We start from the raw sequence: 17665 nt of genomic DNA on the forward strand, positions 1-17665 counted from the left end.
TTGACGAATTAGTTTTAAGCACCTATACTTTTAGAAGCAAATTACTGAAAATAGGTGAATGTATGGACTTTCAAATAAACTACTTATCCTTTTACCTCATTCAATCTACAGGTAAGGATGACGGATCGGATAAGACGTATAAGCATTTCCAGACGCTTGATCAAACCATGTACGAATCCAGCTCACTTAAGGAATTCCTTGACGGTGAATTTACTAAAATTACAAAACGTAAAGTGGAAAGACATCCAAAATCAGAGGCTGCCCCAACCAAAATTGGAAGATTTATCGTAGAGGAAGGGTACGCACTCGACTCCAATCCTAATTTCAATATGTTTCAAAAAGTAAGGGTGGCCGGATCTAAGGAAGATTTTCAAACAGCAGCTGAAAAAATTGTAAAAGCATATATCGATACTAGTTCAGTCCGTGGTGGCGCTTTAATTATTGCGAATGCAAAGCTGACTAAATTTTATGATGATCCTTTCCTTTTTGTGTTGAAGTGTGATTTTGAGCCTAAAGTAGCGACTATTTCAGATGAAAAGTCACTAATTAAAAACGTAGAAATGGCGATTACGACAAAAAGTATGAAGTCAATTCAATATCCTTATATGCCCGAAGAGGGAATGCTCGAGGAAAGTGAATTAAAGCTCCATCAGTCTTCTCAATCACGCTACTTCGAAGAATTCCTTAAATTCGTTGAATATGGGGAATCGATGCCTGAAATCGTAAAGTCCCATGTCATCTCTATGGTTCGTGACCAATTTGAATCCATACAGCCAGATGACTTCGATCAGCAACAGCTAGAAGAAGCGATGGAAATCTGGGCTACAAGTGATAAGCGCGAGATTCAAGAGCACTTCAGTACTGACGAGGTTTTAGAGGCATCTTCAGTGTTAATTGAGCATGATCCTGAAATCGAATTGAAGATGAAACTAGACCATATTTCTGTTAAAGGTATGCTTTCAGATTTTGGTGATAAAATCCATTTAGCAAAATCCAACGGTAAGTTTATTCTTGTAATTGAAGCTGAAAGTGTGTTGTTTGATAAAGGATATTCTCCGATTGAATTTCATAAACCAGACGATTTAAACACGGTTATTGAACGTATTAATAATAAATTATAAAGATTTTGGTGACCGATTCGTGACCTATAAAAACTATATTTCGCCCTAAAACTACTAGGTTCTTAGTAATACAACCACCACTCTTAACTGACTGGTGGTTCTTTTTAGACGCTCAATATTCCTAATAATTTGTAAATGTATATAAAACCCATAAGTAAAATGGTAGAATAATCCTATAATAATAATTAGGATGGTTCATAATGTCAAAGTTATTTTCTTTTGGTGATTTAATAAAGGCTTATAAAAGTGGATATTCTGATGGTAGTGGTTCAATTGGTTCTGGTATTGGTGGCGCATTATCTTTTCTATTTGTAATTGCTTTTTTAACCTTTATTAATGTAATTATTAAGTTTTTAGCTGTACATAATTTAGTTGAAAAAAGTGATTGGATAGCATTAGCTAAATTACTACTACTTCCTGTTAAAGCTGCTAACTATCTTGCTATTCAATTCCTTGGCTTTACGCCTACACTCACATCAGTTTTTGATCAAACTGTAGGTATTGTTTTTATTTATGGCTTATTATATTTTGCAATACTATTAATCTTAAAATATCTTGTTTATTTTTTATTTGAATCTGATTATACAATCCACAAATTTATACATCGCAAAGTAGTTGGCATTGATCCTTTAGATTATAATAAATGGACTAAAAAGAGAAAAAAGGATTATCTATTACCATTTGCTCAAATAGGAGTTATTGGTTACAAGTTATGGAGAGTGGTATTTAATACCCTTTTATACTATATGATAACTATTGGAATGATTGGTGCTCTTATTGGCTTTCTGTGTTTAATTTTGTCTGGTATGATTTATTTAAAATGAGAATAAGAAAAATATAATAAATACTACTACAAAGAAACCACCGAAAACTAATTTCAGTGGTTTTTGTTTTGTGCTAATCTTCGATTTTATTAATATTGAAAAAGGATTCGACATTAGTTGCTATTAACTGGTAAAATATTTTTTATGTAAAAAGTACCAGTATTGGGAGGAACAACTATGAATTACAAATTATCCAAGCTAACAATTTTTTTAACACTATTAATCTTACTATCTGCTTGTTCAAATCAAAAAGAAGTTAATAAGGAAGAAGTTGTTAAAGAACCAGTAGAAGTTAAAGAAAAACAAGTAACTAAAGAAATTGATACTGATGAAGAAAAAGATATTATTTCTGCAGGAGAAGCAAAGTCTTTAGTTAAAAACATTACAGGACTCGACCTAATTTTAAGTCAAGAAACCCCTAAAGTAGTGGATGGAATATCATATTATGTCTTTGATCCTTTATCTGAATTTGAGAAGAGTGAAGGTATCTCTTATGCACTTCAAATTGACACAAAGAATCTTGTTGTCGGATCTTCAAACGGTATAATTAGTTGGGAAGAATACTCCAAAACATTGGGTAATTCAACAACTATTAATGGAATGGTGATTTTTGAAGATGATTTATTAGGTGTATGGTCAAACGACGGCGGTTATACTGTTTTTAAATTAATGAAAGAATCCCATCTTTATACTAATAGAAGCTTTATGGATAGTTATATTGGAACGTTTGATATAACTACTGCTGATTGGTTTATAGAAGGAAACAAACTGGTTTTAACTTCAGAAATTGGAAGTGTTGTTTTCAAAATTGAAAAGGAATTAAATAGCATTCAATTAATTGATGAGTATGGAGAAACTTGGGTAAAATCAGAAGAATAACGTTTGAAAAGAACTTCTCACCCATTGAGTTTGTGAAGCCTCATTCGTTAGACCAAATTATTGAAATCTTAAAACAAAAACATGAAAATTAATAAAAGTTGTTGAATAGATAAAACCACCAATTATGAAACTGGTGGTTTTGTTTTATTTTTATTTTGAAGGATCAAAACTGATAACCGTTTTGATAGTTTTTTCTTATTCCTAATAATTTCATTGTTTTTCTGCTTTAACACAGTAAATTTTGATAACAATTGCATCTCATTCACCTCTATCGGATACCTAAGTCTCATTCAAAATGATGTAATCCTTATTATAGAACATTCGTTCTTATTTGTACAAAAAAAAACATAATAAAAATAATTTATCATGTTTCTTATGTGAAAATAATACATATGCCTTGTCCTCTTTACGATGAGCTGCATATTATACATTACTCCTTATATGAAGCCCGCTCATGTTGAACAAACATGGACGGGCATTTTTTTAATTATCTAATATTTGTAGGAGTAGGTGTCGTTTTTTCCATAAACAAGAACACTGTGTCCTCTCTTGCTAATTTTTCTATTTTATAACCTTTATATCCAATTTTCTCATAGAATGAGATATTTTTTTTACTTTCACTGCCAGTGAACAATTCATATCTGACATTCTCAAATAAACTTTCAATCTCTTTCATTAATTCCTTTGCTATTCCTCTGTTTTGATATTCAGGAAGTACCATTAACTTACCAATATAACATGTCCCCTCTTTTTCATAGGCTCTCACAGAACCTACAAGAATATCATTATATAAATATTTTAGAATTATATGAGTAGCAAATGCTTTTTCTACATCATTTTCAGTTTGCATCAATGGTTCTATTTCATAGTTGCCACATATCTCCGCTTCGCTTATATAAGCTAATTTCTGAACCGATAGTATGGCAGAAGCATCTTCAATTGTGGCTCTCATTATTTTTTTCATAGTATACCTCCATTTTTTTGATGACTAGCTATTCCTGGAAAATCCTCATTATAGGATTATATTCGTTACTGAATGGGAATAGTCATTTATACATCTATTAGAATAGCTATTTGGGAGTTGAAGCCTTTGAAGAAAAAATGGATCCCATTTGGGAGAAAATTAATGAAAGAAATGAAGGAAGACCGTGCAACAGGATTGGCGGCGGAGCAATCCTACTATTACATGCTTTCCTTATTTCCATTAATGATTTTGTTATTATCGATTGTCCCATATTTGGACATTGATCCTCAAAAAGTGATGAATGTATTGAATTCGTTAATGCCCCGTGAATCGTCTGAGCTGTTTGAAGAAAATGTCGTGAAATTAGTTAGTGAGAGAAATGGCGGACTATTAACGGTAGGTATATTGGGAACAATTTGGTCTGCATCTAATGGGATGAATGCTTTTATCCATTCGATGAATGTTGCATTTGATGTTGAAGAAACTAGAAATTTCATTGTTGCTCGATTAATTTCAATTGGGTTAACGATTGGTTTGATTGTAGCATTTATTGTAGCCCTTGTTTTACCAGTTTTCGGAGATGTTATTCTTAATACAATCGAGAAATTTGTATTAATACCAGATGAAACTGAAATTTTATTCCGGATTTTACGTTGGTTGGTTGCATTTTCCATCATTGTCGTTGTTTTAGCCCTGTTGTACAAGCTCGCACCAAATAAGCATTATCCCTTTAAACAAGTGATTCCTGGAGCGGTCGTAGCCACACTACTGTGGCAATTGATATCTCTTGGGTTTTCATTTTATGTAAGTAATTTTGGCAATTACAGTTCAACATATGGTGGACTCGGTGGGGTAATTATCTTAATGTTGTGGCTTTATCTTACTGGACTCTCACTTGTAATAGGTGGGGAGATAAATGCCCTGGTCCATCGTGACTTCTCTAGCAAATATGAAAGAAGAATGGAACAAATAAGGAATGATCAATCCATTTCTATGTAAATTAAACATACGAAGTTTAGAGTAACGAACAACATAAATAAGAGCATGTTTCGAAACACTGAAACATGCTCTTATTTATGTGAATTCACATCAAGTAATCTCTGATTTAGAGATATTATTTTCATTAATAATCGATGTGACAATATGTAGTATATCCCATTCTCCGCTTGGCAATTTTATTATTGGGTATTTTTTTGGAAATAGCTTATTACAGATTTCTTCAGCGGTATCCTCTTCATTATGTAAACTCAATACATTTTGTTCGATCGTTAATAAATAATCTCGTTTACGTTCAAGTGCTGCATGTCCGTCTTTTACCAATCCTGCATGGCTGCAAAAGACATCTTGAAAATCATAGGTTAGTACTCTTTCTAATGATTGAATGATAGAAGGAAGATGAATATCTAGAAAAAAATTACAAAAAAATCGTGAGGCGTTCATTGCCTCACGATTTTTTCATTCTCCACTCTGCTTGGACTTACTTTTAGATTTATTTCCTATCTTAGAACGATATTCATTTCCTTTGTTATTATCTCCACTTACAAACTCACTACCAAATTCTTGATTGTATTGTGCTTGTGGTGAATTTTGATTTTGACTTCCTTTGCTACCATTGCGACTCGTCATCATATTCCCTCCTTTACTAAAAAACATCCTTCTTAGTATTGCTATTACCATGGATTTTACTCATTATCCCCTTTAATGGAAGAGAAGGAAAAGATAAAGCTGCCATAATTGTTACAGTCATGCTCTTAATTTTTGTGTATTAGCTCGTTAAATGGTTATGTTTATATACTTCTATTCAGTTAATTCGCCTCTTCGTTGAAAAAGAAGATATAGTAAATATTTAAGTGCTGGGTAATAAAAGGAGGTCATTCGGAAGATGGTGTTGAAATTTCCGTGCAGGATACAGCTGAATTTACATTTAGCCAGATAAAAAGAATCGATTTTATTCAATCTCGCGTGGGGATCGCCTACTAATACTATTTCTATAAAACTTATGTAATCATTAGGGAATATAAACATTAAAAAGATGTAAAAATTAAAAACAAGAAAAAGCTGTCTCAATGACAGCTTCTACGACTAATTAGAACGATGGTTCACTTTTTAAGAACTGTTTTGAAATTATCCGCTTTGATTATCTAAAAGCTGTACCCTTTAAACAGATAATCCCCCTTAGCAAATGAAAAGAGCTGTGAAAAATGTCAGCTCTTCTCTAAATTCTTACGTATGAATATTACTATTTAAATATAAAGTAAAGTACGATTGCACCAATTACAAGAATTCCTCCAATTGTGGGGCTTCCATAAAAGGTTCTATTCCATCCATCATCGGTTTCATTTTACTTTTTTCTCGCTGATCATTGTCAATTCCCAAGATTCCACCCCATTTTCATTAATTGTTTTAAAACAATATCCCCTTTCATTCAATCTCATTATTTATTTGCTTAAAACAATATTTGATTGAATCAATGACAACTCTTGGATCCGTAATTTGAGGAAAATGCCCACTAGGATATTATTCAACGATATTGCCAAGAATGTACAGTTCACGGGATTCTATTTATTTTCGTTACGGAATTTCATAAAAATCTGGATGGTTAAAAGTAAACTAATTAAAGTAGCGAACAGCAACTCTATTCTTTGATCATTAGAAAAATCAAAGGGATAACCAACAATTAACCAAAGCATACAACTTAATGCATTTGAACCTAACAATATTCCCCAAATAACTTCCTTGATTTTTCTATATACTCTGTTTCCTGTTAAATATTTTATATAGAGGAAGCCTAAGATCCCTGCTCCACATATGATCATTAATGATTTAATTAGAGGTGATGCAAACGTAATTGGTTCTTCCCAAGGCATATCAATAAGCACAATGTTAGCAAAATAGACCATATTGAACAGAAAAACAAAGATAAGAACATAAAAGAATAAAACCAGCTCAACTACATAGATCAAAGGGAGCATAATCTTTTTCAACCGGAATTTTTCTCCTCCTTTGCAAATAACATCAAACATTTTGATTGTAAGTAATACAAAGAATGTTTGTTGATTGAAGTTATTGATAAAAAAGCTCTAAAACATAGAAAAAGCTATCGTTCTCTTTTAGAGGATAGCATTTCTAATATAAACTATATTCTAATTTTCAGTTATTTACACAAGATCATTTCTTACAAACTCAGAGATGAAGAGATTTACTTATATGAAATTCATCAAATTGAATAGATATAACCAAGCAATAAATTCACATTAGTTTATTTGTAGACTTATCTAAAATGATTAGTTCCTTTTAAGGTAGCCTCTCGTTCAATTATATGGTTTTCATTCAATATTGATGTGACAATATGGAGTGAATCCCATTCCCCGCTAGAGAATTTAATAATTGGGTATTGTTTAGGAAACAACTTATTACGGATTACTTCAGCTGAATCCCCTTCTTTTTGTAAAGTTAATACACTATGTTTAATAGATAATAAATACTCTAGTTTCCGTTGAAGAGCTGCTCTACCATCATTTACGTATCCCACATGGCTGCAAAATACCTCTTTAAAATCATAGGTTAATACTCGCTCTAATGATTGAATAATTGTAGGAATACTTTCTTCTTTCAAAGCGACTTTGGTGCGTTCGCTTATAAATAAATCCCCTGTGAATAATTGACCCGTTTCCCGATTTAAAAAGGCTTTATGATCATTAGCATGCCCAGGAGTATCAATTGCTTCCCAAGTGGCACCTCTTGAAGTAAACGTATCAGGCATAGCTTTAGCCTGAAAAGGCTTTCTCCTTCCCCAAAAAACCTGCCTATATAATGGATAGTCTGCCCGTTGTGTACAATAATCCATTGTTTTTTCATTTAAATAAATCGGTAGTTTCTTTGTTTTTTCAATATAAGCTGCACAACCCGAATGGTCTTCATGAAAATGAGTAATCATTACTTGATCAAAATCGGCTTGATCAATAAATGCTTCAAAATATTTATGTAAAGACTGAGCTCCAGTATCAATTAATACACCATCAACTAAATAGCTGTGAACATTTAACGTAACATTGTGGAGTTTAACAACCCCATTCAAGTAGGAAACGCCATTTTTCTCTCCTAAATATGATTTTTTCTTTAAAAACACACCTTTCAACCCCTTATTAATTATCCAAAATTTCTAGATTCCTTAAAAACTAATGTAGAAGTTTCTTGAATTTAGTTATGAATATTTAGAATATTCTCAATGTATCATATTTTTCTAGTAATAACTACTTTACTTTTCTCCTATAATGAAAATAGCCACCAAGTTTGGTAGCTATCAAATACTTTTTATTTTAGATACTAAGAGTGATGGTAAGAATTCATTTATGTTACTATATACTTCATCTGGTTGAACCTTAAACTCCATTGTCTGGTAGTTTGGTAACCATTGTACTCCTATCGTATAAACATTTGCTCGCTTACCAGCTAGTATATCAGCATCGCTGTCTCCTAAGAAAACAGCCTCCTTGTTTGACACGCTTAGCTGTTCTAAAGCTTTGTTTATTCCTTCTGGATGAGGTTTTGGAAATTCTACATCATCACCAGTTACTATTACATCAAAAACATTTTTTAGTCCAAGACAATCTAAAGATATGTCGAGACTTCTTCGTGCTTTTCCAGTCACGATTCCAAGCTTATATCCATCGGTTTTTAACTGATGAATTAACGAATTTATTTCCTCGTTATTCTGAACGATAGTTCTGTGATGATCGTTATATTTTTCATAATATAACTCTATAGCTTTTTCATAATCAGAATTCCTAAGGTTCTCTCGAATAATGCCAGTCTCAGATGGACCGAACATGGCAATAATCTCTTCTGTTGTAACCTCTCTATTATCAAATTCCTTGAAAACCCCTTTAAATGCAATGAAACAAACTGGCAAAGTATCAGCAAGTGTCCCATCAAAGTCAAAAATAACTGCTTTAATAACAAACACACCCTTTTCTTATTCTACTACTCTATACCTTTTCTTCAATGTGTAAGATTTTTCCTCTATTATACGATTAGTTTAATAGTCTTTTCCCCCTCCAAATAAAAAACCAACAAGATAATCTTGTTGGTTCAATATCTATCACATCTAATTAATAGGCTGTCCAACCTGAGTCGCCAGTAATAACCGTTCCATTTACAAAGCTTGATTCATCAGATGCAAGGAATAGAGCGATGTTAGCAATTTCTTCTGGTTTACCTACTCTTGGGTTTACTCCTAATCCAGGTTGAATACCTCCCATTCCAATTGATTGTTACCTGTCATGGAAGACCCGATATTGGTTTCTACTCCACCTGGAGCAATCGCATTACAACGAACGCCGTTATTTGCGTACATGAATCCTGTATTCTTAGTAAAACCAACAACTGCATGTTTAGAAGCAGTATAAGCTGCACCTGCTCTAGCTCCTTGAAGTCCACCAGCTGAAGCGATGTTAATGACAACTCCATTTAAATATAGTACTAATTATATGGCAGAACATTTATTAGAAATTTTAAAGCATAATAAGACAGCTTCAGTTGTTAAAACTAAGCAAAAATAAAAACCAGCTGATTATGTTAGCGTACTTTATTTTTACAAACTTACAGATAAAAAAATTGTTTATTGGGTAGTTTTATCCATAAAAAAACTTCCCGTTATCAACGACACCGGCCTACCAAAATGATAGAGTATGAGTTAGATAAGTTAATTAGGTGGTGGATTCATCATGAAGCATCTTCTTCCTCATATAAAGGACATATTGCAATATGATTTTATAATGCTATCCGATATTAATCATGAAAAAGATTATGGAGCATCCTATGTATTTAACAAGAACCAAGGTAAAGTCTATATGATTAATAGAAACGAGTTTCATCATAATGATCTTAAGGACTATCCTTGGAAAAGTGTATTTGCATTTCATGAGAATGTTTCAATATTTGACATTATCCAAGAAATTCAAACAACAGATGTTGTAGTTATCTTAGATGAGGAAGGTACAATCCTGGGCTATATTGACTCCACGACTTTGCTTACAAAGATATTTGAATCCTATCAATATTTACATGCTTATTTTCAAACGATGATTAATACTATGGATGCTTCTGTCTCAGTTGTAGATGAGGCTGGAAAAACAGTGGTATGGACCCCAGGAGCAGAAAGGATTTTTTCTATCCCAGCGAAAAATATTATCGGCAAGAAAATGGAGCAGTTTTTTCCAAAAGAAATGTTATTAAATAAAGTCACGATGGAAACTGGAGAATCGTTTCGTCATAAGCAGCATAAGCCTCGAGAAGACCTATTTGTCATGATTAATAGTAGTCCAATTATTATCGGGGATCGGATTGTCGGTGCGGTAGCTGCAGAGACGGACATAACGAGTCAAGTTTTGATGAACCAGGAACTTATGAATGCTTCAACTAAAATCCTCCAGCTTCAAAAAGAGGTTTCAAGACTACAATCTTCACAGGATGCATTTCAGCATATAAGGGGATCAAGTCAATTAATCCATGAGACTGTTTCTTTATCCAAGAAAATGGCGGAAACAAGTGCGAACATTTTACTACTTGGAGAAACAGGAGTTGGAAAGGAAGTCTTTGCGAAAGCTATTCATTTTTACCAAGGCCATGACTCTCCTTTTGTAGCCGTCAATTGTGGTGCGATTCCACCTTCCCTGTTTGAGAGTGAATTTTTCGGTTATGAAAAAGGGGCATTTTCTGGTGCAGATGTTAAAGGAAAACCCGGGAAAATTGAGTTGGCAAATGGAGGAACACTTTTTCTAGACGAGATTGCTGATTTGCCGTTGGATATGCAAGTAAAGCTACTCCGTGTTCTCCAAGATAAAACCTACTATCGTGTAGGCGGAACTGAAGAACGAAAAGCCAACTGTCGCATCATCGCAGCAACGAATAAGGATTTAGAGGCTATGGTGGAAGCTAATACATTCCGGGAAGACTTATTCTATCGACTTAACATATTATCCATTACGATTCCTCCTTTAAGAGAAAGAAAAGAAGACATTATGGAGCTACTCCATCTGTTTATCTATGAGTTTTCATTACTCTATAATCGACATCTTGAAGTCGTCGATCCACAGGTCACTTCAGCACTATTAAAATATGATTGGCCAGGAAACGTTAGAGAACTACGTAATGTTATTGAACGGTTAGTGTTATTGTCAGGAGACGGAATTCTATCAGTCGCAGCATTACCACAAAAACTGCTACAAACTACTTCTTCTTCCCTTTATCTAGACGAATCATTACAGGAAGACCTTAATGAATTTGAGAAAAATAAAATACTAGAAGCCATTCAAATGGAGAATGGAAACAAGCAAGCAGCAGCTAAAAAACTAGGAATATCTCGAGCTACTTTATACAATAAATTAAAAAAATTAAACATCAATCTATGATGAAAACCAGTGCCAAGAGATAAGGCACTGGTTTTTCTGTCTAATAAATTTGACACTACATACATTCATCTGTCAATAAACATAGACACTAAACCTCGTCTTGCTTTAAAACACTTGTACTTAAGGTTGGCACAAAACTTGCAATATTCCTGTATGTCTAGATTCATTTTTTTAATAAAGGAGAAAGTTACATGAATGAACGAAAATGGCTTTGAAATTTTAACCAAGTTTCCGAAGAACATGTTGATTGTAAAAGGAGAGGAAAAATAATGAACCGAATCGAAAAAATTCAAAGACAGCTTTTAGTAAACAATGTTGATGCAATCTTAATTACAAAAAGTGAAAACCGTCGATATATAACTGGTTTTACAGGATCTGCAGGCATGGTGTTGGTTTCACATAATGGAGCTACATTCATTACAGACTTTCGCTATGGCGAGCAAGCACAAGATGAAGTAAAAGTTGCAAAAATAGTAATTCATGATGGGAATATTGAACAAGCGGTTGCTGCTGAAATCGACCGACAAGGCATTCAAAGAATCGCTGTAGAGGCAAATTCCATGACACTAAAAACCTTTTCAACTCTACAAAAATATACAAATGCACAATTAGTTCAATTGGAAAATATCATTGAAAAGGTTCGTGAAATTAAAGATCATTTAGAGTTAGAGACTATGAGAACGGCAGCACAAATTGCTGATAAAACGTTTGAATATATTTTAAATATCATTAAACCTGGGGTCTCTGAAATTGAGATTCGGGATGAACTTGAATTCTATATGCGAAGACAAGGTGCCTCCTCTTCCTCGTTTAATATTATTGTTGCTTCTGGGAAAAGAGCTGCTTTACCACATGGAGTAGCCTCTGGAAAAATTGTTGAGTACGGTGACATGGTAACGTTAGATTTTGGTTCATTATATAAGGGATATTGTTCAGATATAACTAGAACCATAGCTGTTGGAAGTTGTTCAGATGAGTTTCATAGTATTTATCATGTCGTTTTAGAAGCGTTAAAACGTGGCACTGAAGGGATTCGATCAGGGGAAAAAACGAACACTATTGACGATTTAACGAGAGACTATATTACAGAAAAAGGCTATGGACATCGATTTGGACATTCAACTGGGCATGGCTTAGGTCTAGAAGTACACGAACCACTACGTCTTTCTAACATTAGTGAAGAAATCCTCCAAACCGGAATGGTGGTAACAATAGAGCCTGGGATTTATGTCCCTGGCTGGGGTGGCTGTAGAATTGAAGATGATGTAATTGTAACAGAGAATGGCTATGAAATTATTACCCATTCGACAAAGGAATTACTGATTCTATAAGGAACATGAAAATAAATAGAAAGGACATCATAGCGATTGGGGTATGATGTCCTTGAATGGTGGTTTTTATAATGAACGATATCATTATTATTATCATGACCGGTTTTATGATACTTGGAGCAATTGATTATCTACTGGACAACCGATTGGGGATAGGTCAAAAATTCAAGGAAGCCTTCCAATCAATGGGAGCATTAGCTCTTTCAATGATCGGTATGATTTCATTAGCCCCTGTGTTGGCTAAAATATTATCACCGGTAGTCTCCCCTGTATATCAATTTCTTGGAGCGGATCCTGCGATGTTTTCCTCCACCTTTTTAGCATTGGATATGGGGGGGTACTCTCTTGCAAATGAGATGGCACAAACCAATGATGCAGCTCTTTTTTCATGGATATTCTTAGGAACGATGATGGGACCAACTATTGTTTTCACTATTCCAGTAGCTTTAAGTATTATCAAAAAAGATGATCATCCCTTCTTTGCTAAAGGGATACTAATTGGACTTATGACTATTCCATTTGGCTGTTTAGCTGGAGGATATGTAGCAGGGTTCGACTTTATCTGGATGATTAAAAATTTATTACCGTCGATTCTTATTTCTGTATTAATCGCGATTGGTATGATTTTCGCACAAACCATAATGATACGAGGATTTACTTGGTTTGGAAAAGGAATTGAAGTTGTAATCATCATCGGTCTTGTCTCCATTATCATTGAAACTTTAACGGGTGTTGTGATGATACCAGGGATGATGTCGCTTGAAGAAGGATTCGTGACAGTTGGGAAGATCACCATTATGCTTGCTGGCGCATTTCCGTTCGTATTCGTGTTAGTAAAAGTATTACAAAAGCCTTTTGTCCTAATAGGAAAAAAGCTAGGAATGAACCAACAATCTCTTGGTGGATTTATCGCATCTTTCGCACACCACATTCCAATGTTCGCAACCTTACATGAAATGGACAATAGAGGTAAAGTCGTAAACACTGCATTTGCTGTTAGCGGAGCATTTGTCTTCGGAAGTCATCTAGGCTTTGTAGCAGGTTTGGAAAAAAGTTTTGTTCTACCACTCATTGTAGGTAAACTGACAGCTGGATTATTGGCAGCTATTATAGCGATTTATGCAACACAACAAATCAGAATTAAACAATGAAAGGGCTATGGTTTAAATATAGCCCTTTTTCAAATCTACCTCCTCCAATAATATACTTTTCAAACATGTCTTTTCATCCAATGATCTCTTGTCAATACCATATTGAGGGAGTCAATCCATTCTCCCTCAAATTCTAAGTCATTTTTATCTACACTATCTAAAACAAAACCAATCTTTTCATAGACTTTCTTTGCTCTTGGATTGAAGTCATAAACACCCAAAGTGAGCTGTTTCAGATTCGTATTTTTAAAGACATAATCGATAATGAGTTGAGTTGATTCTGTTCCTAATCCACGGTTTCTTCCCCTCGGACCAATGAGTATCCTAAAATTCATACTTTCATTTTTCTCATCATATAGATTGACTACTGCTTCTCCCACCAAGATGTTTAAGGATTTGTCAACAATAGCTAAATCTAATCGTTCTTTTTGTTCGTTTCTAGTATCGTACCAATGGATAACAGCATCTCTATCAAAATCAGTTGTACTTCCTGTAAGTTTGATAACTTCATGATCCAATAAACATTCTTTTATATAAGGAAGGTCTTCGGCTTTAAAAGGCCTTAATACTACCTTTTCACCCACAATTTGTGGTTTATAACTCAAATCTATCATTTGTCTCACTTCCGTATTTTAATTTTTTTTAGGTCATGTTTCGTCACTGTACTTCGATAGTATATAATAGATTTATCTAAACTTTAAGAATTTTTAATCACATTGTTTTTAGGAGGAGTACTATGTCTCAAAAGAGTGTTTGGTTTCCTAATGAGCAAGAATTGAAGAATACTAGATTATATAGTTGGATGCAAGAACTTGGATTTGACGATTATGAATCCTTTCATACTAAAACAGTCGATCAGGTAGGCTGGTTTTGGGACCAAGCCGTACAAAAGCTTGGGATTGAATGGGAAACAGCCTATACATCTCCTCTTGAGCTAACTGGAGGATGGAAGTATCCAAAATGGTTTGTGGACGGAAAAATGAATATCGTACATAATGCGGTAGAAAAATGGGCAACAAATGCTTCCACTCAAAATCAATCCGCTCTTATTTGGGAAAGTGACGAGGGGGATGTTATTTCTTATTCCTTTAAAAATTTGAATGAAAGAATCACTGCTTTTTCCACTGGTTTAGAGAAAATGGGGTTAAAGCGTGGTGATGTAGTATCCATCTATATGCCAATGATTCCTGAGACAGTCATTAGTATGCTTGCGATCGCTAAACTTGGCGCTATTTTCTCTCCAGCTTTTTCAGGATATGCTGCGGATGCTGTAGCTACTAGGGTTAATGCTGCACAAGCAAGATACTTAATTACGGCAGATGGTTATAGTCGTCGTGGAAAAATAGTTTCTATGAAAGAGGAAGCTGATAAGGCAGTATCTAAATGTAGCTCGATTGAAAAAGTAATCGTAGTAAAAAGAACAGGTCAAGACATTCCTTGGGATGATGATCGTGATATTCAATGGGATACTTTAATTTGTAATGAAAACCCTTCCAAAACCGTTTCGACAAATGGAACAGACCCATTTATGTTAATTTATACATCTGGAACAACAGGAAAGCCAAAAGGCGCTGTTCACACACATGCTGGATTCCCGATTAAGTCAGCATTTGATGCTGGAATATGTATGGATGTAAAACAAGGCGATACCCTTTTCTGGTATACAGATATGGGGTGGATGATGGGACCATTTCTTGTATTTGGAGGATTGGTTAACGGAGCATCCATCCTGCTATTTGAAGGAACACCCGATTATCCAAATGTCGACAGAATTTGGGAAGTAACAAGTAAACATAAAGTTACGCATCTTGGGATCTCTCCTACTTTGATTCGTTCAACGATGAAGCATGGTACAGATTGGATTAATAATCACGATTTGTCCTCTCTTCGACTCATTGGCTCAACCGGTGAACCTTGGAATCCAGAGCCATGGATGTGGTTATTTGAAAATATCGGTAAAAAGCGAATTCCAATTTTCAACTATTCTGGAGGAACTGAAATTTCAGGAGGAATACTTGGAAATGTGTTAGTTAAGCCAATTTCTCCAATCACCTTTAATGCCGCCTTACCAGGAATGGACATTGCGGTGTATGATCAAGAAGGTAATTCAGTAATCGACGAGGTAGGCGAACTAGTAATCCTTAAGCCTTGGGTTGGCATGACCAATGGATTCTGGAAGGAAAATGAGCGCTATGAAACAGCCTATTGGGACCGTTGGCCAGAAACATGGGTACATGGAGATTGGGTAATCAAAGATCAAGATGGATATTGGACGATTACGGGACGGTCGGATGACATTTTAAATGTGGCAGGAAAGCGCTTGGGACCTGCAGAAATGGAGTCTATCTTAATCCAGCATCCACTAGTTGTAGAATCTGCAGCGATCGGCGTGCCAGATGAAATCAAAGGCGAAGCAGCTGTTTGCTTTGCTGTCCTAAAGGATAAAAATACAGACCTATCACTTGTTCAAAAAGAATTGATGGATCTTGTATCCGCCAACTTAGGTAAGGCTCTTAAACCTAAAGCGATATTATTTGTGAATGAGCTTCCTAAAACGCGTAATGGAAAAGTTATGCGAAGAGTCATTAGAGCAGCTTATCTTGATGAATCGGTTGGTGATGTTTCTTCATTAGAAAATTCTCAAATTCTTGAGGACATTAGAGCTTTAAAGACTATATAAATATCAAGGTCCTTGGAGGATAATTTGTGTTAAAGAAGACGGTCGTTTTACTGTATCCAAATTTCAGTGAATATGAACTAACTGTTGCACTATCTATACTTATGCAAGGACAGAAGCCTACTATAATTGTAGGAGTTGATAAGGTGCCGATCAAAGGGGAATCCGGGTTAACGGTCCTGCCAGATACGGCGGTAAAAGACGTTAATCTTTCAGAGATTGATAGTCTATTACTGACCGGCTGCATGGACATATTTCCTATCGCGGAAGATAGCAGATATATTACATTTATCGAAAAGGTTGCAGATTCTGCAGAAGTCATTGCAAGTATTTCTAGCTCCCCACTGCTATTAGCAAAAGCAGGAGTTCTAAAAGGGAAAAAATATACAGTAGGACTTCCACCTGAAGCAATAAATAATATAGGAGTATTTGAACCCGCCAATTATTCACAAGATCTTGTAGTCCAAGACGGCCATATCATTACGGCACGCGGAAGAGGATTTATTACGTTCGGAAAATTATTAGGACGAGCTTTGAATCTAAAATTTGATGATCATTGGTATTTGGAGAATATCTAAATCTTTTAAAAACATGCAAAAGGAAGATCCGCAAATGGGATCTTCCTCTATTTATTTTATAACTTCTATTTCTAAACGGTGTGTGGTTTCTAGTTTTGTGGTCTCTATATCATGTACTTGGATTGGTGTTTTGAATAGTGGTCCATCATACACATAGGTATGGTATTCTCCACCCTCTCCCATAGGACAGATTAGTAGCTTTTGAATATCATGATAAAAATCTTCATTAACATCTCTCCCTAACCACGAAAGATCCATTTTTTCATCTGATACTCGGATGACTTTTGCTTTGTAGCCAGATTTCACAAAACGATCCAATGCAGAAAGTGACATACTTTGTTCCATCCATAAAGGATAAATAGCTTCAATTTCAGCTTGTTTAGCGACCTTTTCGCCCCATTCCCGATGCTCTGACAGATACAAATCACCGAATGCAATGGCTTCGAAACCGTATTTCTCTTTTGCTACTTTTACTTCATTAATAAAATCGTCCGTATATGTAGAAAACGTACACTGAATCCAGTGAATTGGTATACCTAAGGCTTCACTTTGCGCTTCGATTGCTTCTTTTTTCTCTCCATGACCAAAAGTCCGGTTGATATCAGTAGGTAGTGTAGTAAAGAAACATACGATATCATATCCAGCTTCCTTCAAGGTATGAAGCGACATACAAGCATCTTTTCCCCCACTCCAAGACAATGCGATTTTCTTCCCCATACTGTACCTCT

At 34.8% G+C, this 17665-nt stretch carries 18 protein-coding genes and 1 pseudogene; 10 read left to right on the forward strand and 9 right to left on the reverse strand.

What is annotated here, in order from left to right:
• Positions 1-62 precede the first annotated feature (62 nt).
• The 4 genes from DBX25_RS02725 to DBX25_RS21735 all read left to right on the forward strand — a co-directional run bounded on the left by DBX25_RS02725 (position 63) and on the right by DBX25_RS21735 (position 2916).
• On the forward strand, positions 63-1121 hold the full coding sequence (locus DBX25_RS02725; RefSeq protein ID WP_108669236.1) for a DUF3900 domain-containing protein: 1059 nt from the start codon (positions 63-65) through the stop codon (positions 1119-1121).
• A gap of 200 nt (positions 1122-1321) precedes the next feature.
• Positions 1322-1945 carry a hypothetical protein gene (locus DBX25_RS02730; protein WP_108669237.1) on the forward strand — a complete coding sequence of 208 codons (624 nt, stop codon included), beginning with the start codon at positions 1322-1324 and terminating at the stop codon, positions 1943-1945.
• A gap of 177 nt (positions 1946-2122) precedes the next feature.
• Complete coding sequence (locus tag DBX25_RS02735) at positions 2123-2824, forward strand: hypothetical protein (RefSeq protein WP_108669238.1); 702 nt, start codon at positions 2123-2125, stop codon at positions 2822-2824.
• Positions 2803-2916, forward strand: a complete 114-nt coding sequence (locus DBX25_RS21735) for a DUF3898 domain-containing protein (RefSeq protein WP_108669239.1) — start codon at positions 2803-2805, stop codon at positions 2914-2916. The genes DBX25_RS02735 and DBX25_RS21735 overlap by 22 nt, the downstream gene beginning before the upstream one ends.
• A 395-nt stretch (positions 2917-3311) precedes the next feature.
• Here the strand turns inward: DBX25_RS21735 and DBX25_RS02745 are convergent, their stop codons facing one another.
• Positions 3312-3788 carry a GNAT family N-acetyltransferase gene (locus tag DBX25_RS02745; RefSeq protein ID WP_108669240.1) on the reverse strand — a complete coding sequence of 159 codons (477 nt, stop codon included), beginning with the start codon at positions 3786-3788 and terminating at the stop codon, positions 3312-3314.
• A 126-nt stretch (positions 3789-3914) separates the two neighbouring features.
• On the opposite strand from DBX25_RS02745, the gene DBX25_RS02750 reads away from it, so the two are divergent.
• On the forward strand, positions 3915-4787 hold the full coding sequence (locus tag DBX25_RS02750; RefSeq protein WP_276309569.1) for a YihY/virulence factor BrkB family protein: 873 nt from the start codon (positions 3915-3917) through the stop codon (positions 4785-4787).
• Between the two features lie 90 nt (positions 4788-4877).
• Here the strand turns inward: DBX25_RS02750 and DBX25_RS02755 are convergent, their stop codons facing one another.
• From DBX25_RS02755 to DBX25_RS02780, 6 genes and pseudogenes are all read right to left on the reverse strand, one after another.
• Positions 4878-5228: a hypothetical protein gene (locus DBX25_RS02755; protein WP_108669242.1), complete on the reverse strand. Its 351-nt coding sequence runs from the start codon at positions 5226-5228 to the stop codon at positions 4878-4880.
• Between the two features lie 15 nt (positions 5229-5243).
• A complete protein-coding gene (locus DBX25_RS02760) occupies positions 5244-5414 on the reverse strand; it encodes an imidazoleglycerol-phosphate dehydratase (protein ID WP_108669243.1) in 171 nt (56 codons plus the stop codon).
• 932 nt (positions 5415-6346) lie between these two features.
• The gene (locus tag DBX25_RS02765) at positions 6347-6772 is read right to left on the reverse strand and encodes a hypothetical protein (RefSeq protein WP_108669244.1); all 426 of its coding nucleotides are present in this window, start codon (positions 6770-6772) and stop codon (positions 6347-6349) included.
• A 287-nt stretch (positions 6773-7059) separates the two neighbouring features.
• The gene (locus DBX25_RS02770) at positions 7060-7917 is read right to left on the reverse strand and encodes an MBL fold metallo-hydrolase (RefSeq protein ID WP_108669245.1); all 858 of its coding nucleotides are present in this window, start codon (positions 7915-7917) and stop codon (positions 7060-7062) included.
• Positions 7918-8091: 174 nt separating this feature from the next.
• Positions 8092-8745, reverse strand: coding sequence for an HAD family hydrolase (locus DBX25_RS02775; protein WP_108669349.1), 654 nt, complete (start codon positions 8743-8745; stop codon positions 8092-8094).
• 154 nt (positions 8746-8899) lie between these two features.
• A pseudogene (locus DBX25_RS02780) lies at positions 8900-9258 on the reverse strand (SDR family oxidoreductase); the annotation flags it as partial.
• A 256-nt stretch (positions 9259-9514) separates the two neighbouring features.
• On the opposite strand from DBX25_RS02780, the gene DBX25_RS02785 reads away from it, so the two are divergent.
• The 3 genes from DBX25_RS02785 (at position 9515) to eutH (ending at position 13682) form a co-directional block, all read left to right on the forward strand.
• Positions 9515-11200, forward strand: a complete 1686-nt coding sequence (locus tag DBX25_RS02785) for a sigma 54-interacting transcriptional regulator (RefSeq protein ID WP_108669246.1) — start codon at positions 9515-9517, stop codon at positions 11198-11200.
• A 266-nt stretch (positions 11201-11466) separates the two neighbouring features.
• Positions 11467-12531, forward strand: a complete 1065-nt coding sequence (locus DBX25_RS02790; RefSeq protein ID WP_115509726.1) for a M24 family metallopeptidase — start codon at positions 11467-11469, stop codon at positions 12529-12531.
• Between the two features lie 71 nt (positions 12532-12602).
• The gene (gene eutH, locus DBX25_RS02795) at positions 12603-13682 is read left to right on the forward strand and encodes an ethanolamine utilization protein EutH (protein ID WP_205685169.1); all 1080 of its coding nucleotides are present in this window, start codon (positions 12603-12605) and stop codon (positions 13680-13682) included.
• A 59-nt stretch (positions 13683-13741) separates the two neighbouring features.
• Here eutH and DBX25_RS02800 read toward each other — a convergent pair whose 3' ends face one another.
• Entirely contained in the window at positions 13742-14296 is a 555-nt protein-coding gene (locus tag DBX25_RS02800; protein ID WP_108669249.1) for a GNAT family N-acetyltransferase, read from the reverse strand.
• A gap of 122 nt (positions 14297-14418) precedes the next feature.
• Here DBX25_RS02800 and DBX25_RS02805 point away from each other — a divergent pair, with 122 nt between their 5' ends.
• Both DBX25_RS02805 and DBX25_RS02810 read left to right on the forward strand, forming a co-directional pair.
• Positions 14419-16362 carry an AMP-binding protein gene (locus tag DBX25_RS02805; protein WP_108669250.1) on the forward strand — a complete coding sequence of 648 codons (1944 nt, stop codon included), beginning with the start codon at positions 14419-14421 and terminating at the stop codon, positions 16360-16362.
• Positions 16363-16388: 26 nt separating this feature from the next.
• Complete coding sequence (locus tag DBX25_RS02810) at positions 16389-16937, forward strand: DJ-1/PfpI family protein (RefSeq protein WP_108669251.1); 549 nt, start codon at positions 16389-16391, stop codon at positions 16935-16937.
• Between the two features lie 51 nt (positions 16938-16988).
• Here DBX25_RS02810 and DBX25_RS02815 read toward each other — a convergent pair whose 3' ends face one another.
• A complete protein-coding gene (locus DBX25_RS02815; RefSeq protein ID WP_108669252.1) occupies positions 16989-17654 on the reverse strand; it encodes a Dph6-related ATP pyrophosphatase in 666 nt (221 codons plus the stop codon).
• Positions 17655-17665: the final 11 nt, after the last annotated feature.

It is taken from the genome of Peribacillus acanthi (genome assembly GCF_003073175.1).
GTDB classification, from domain to species: Bacteria; Bacillota; Bacilli; order Bacillales; family DSM-1321; genus Bacillus_BN; species Bacillus_BN acanthi.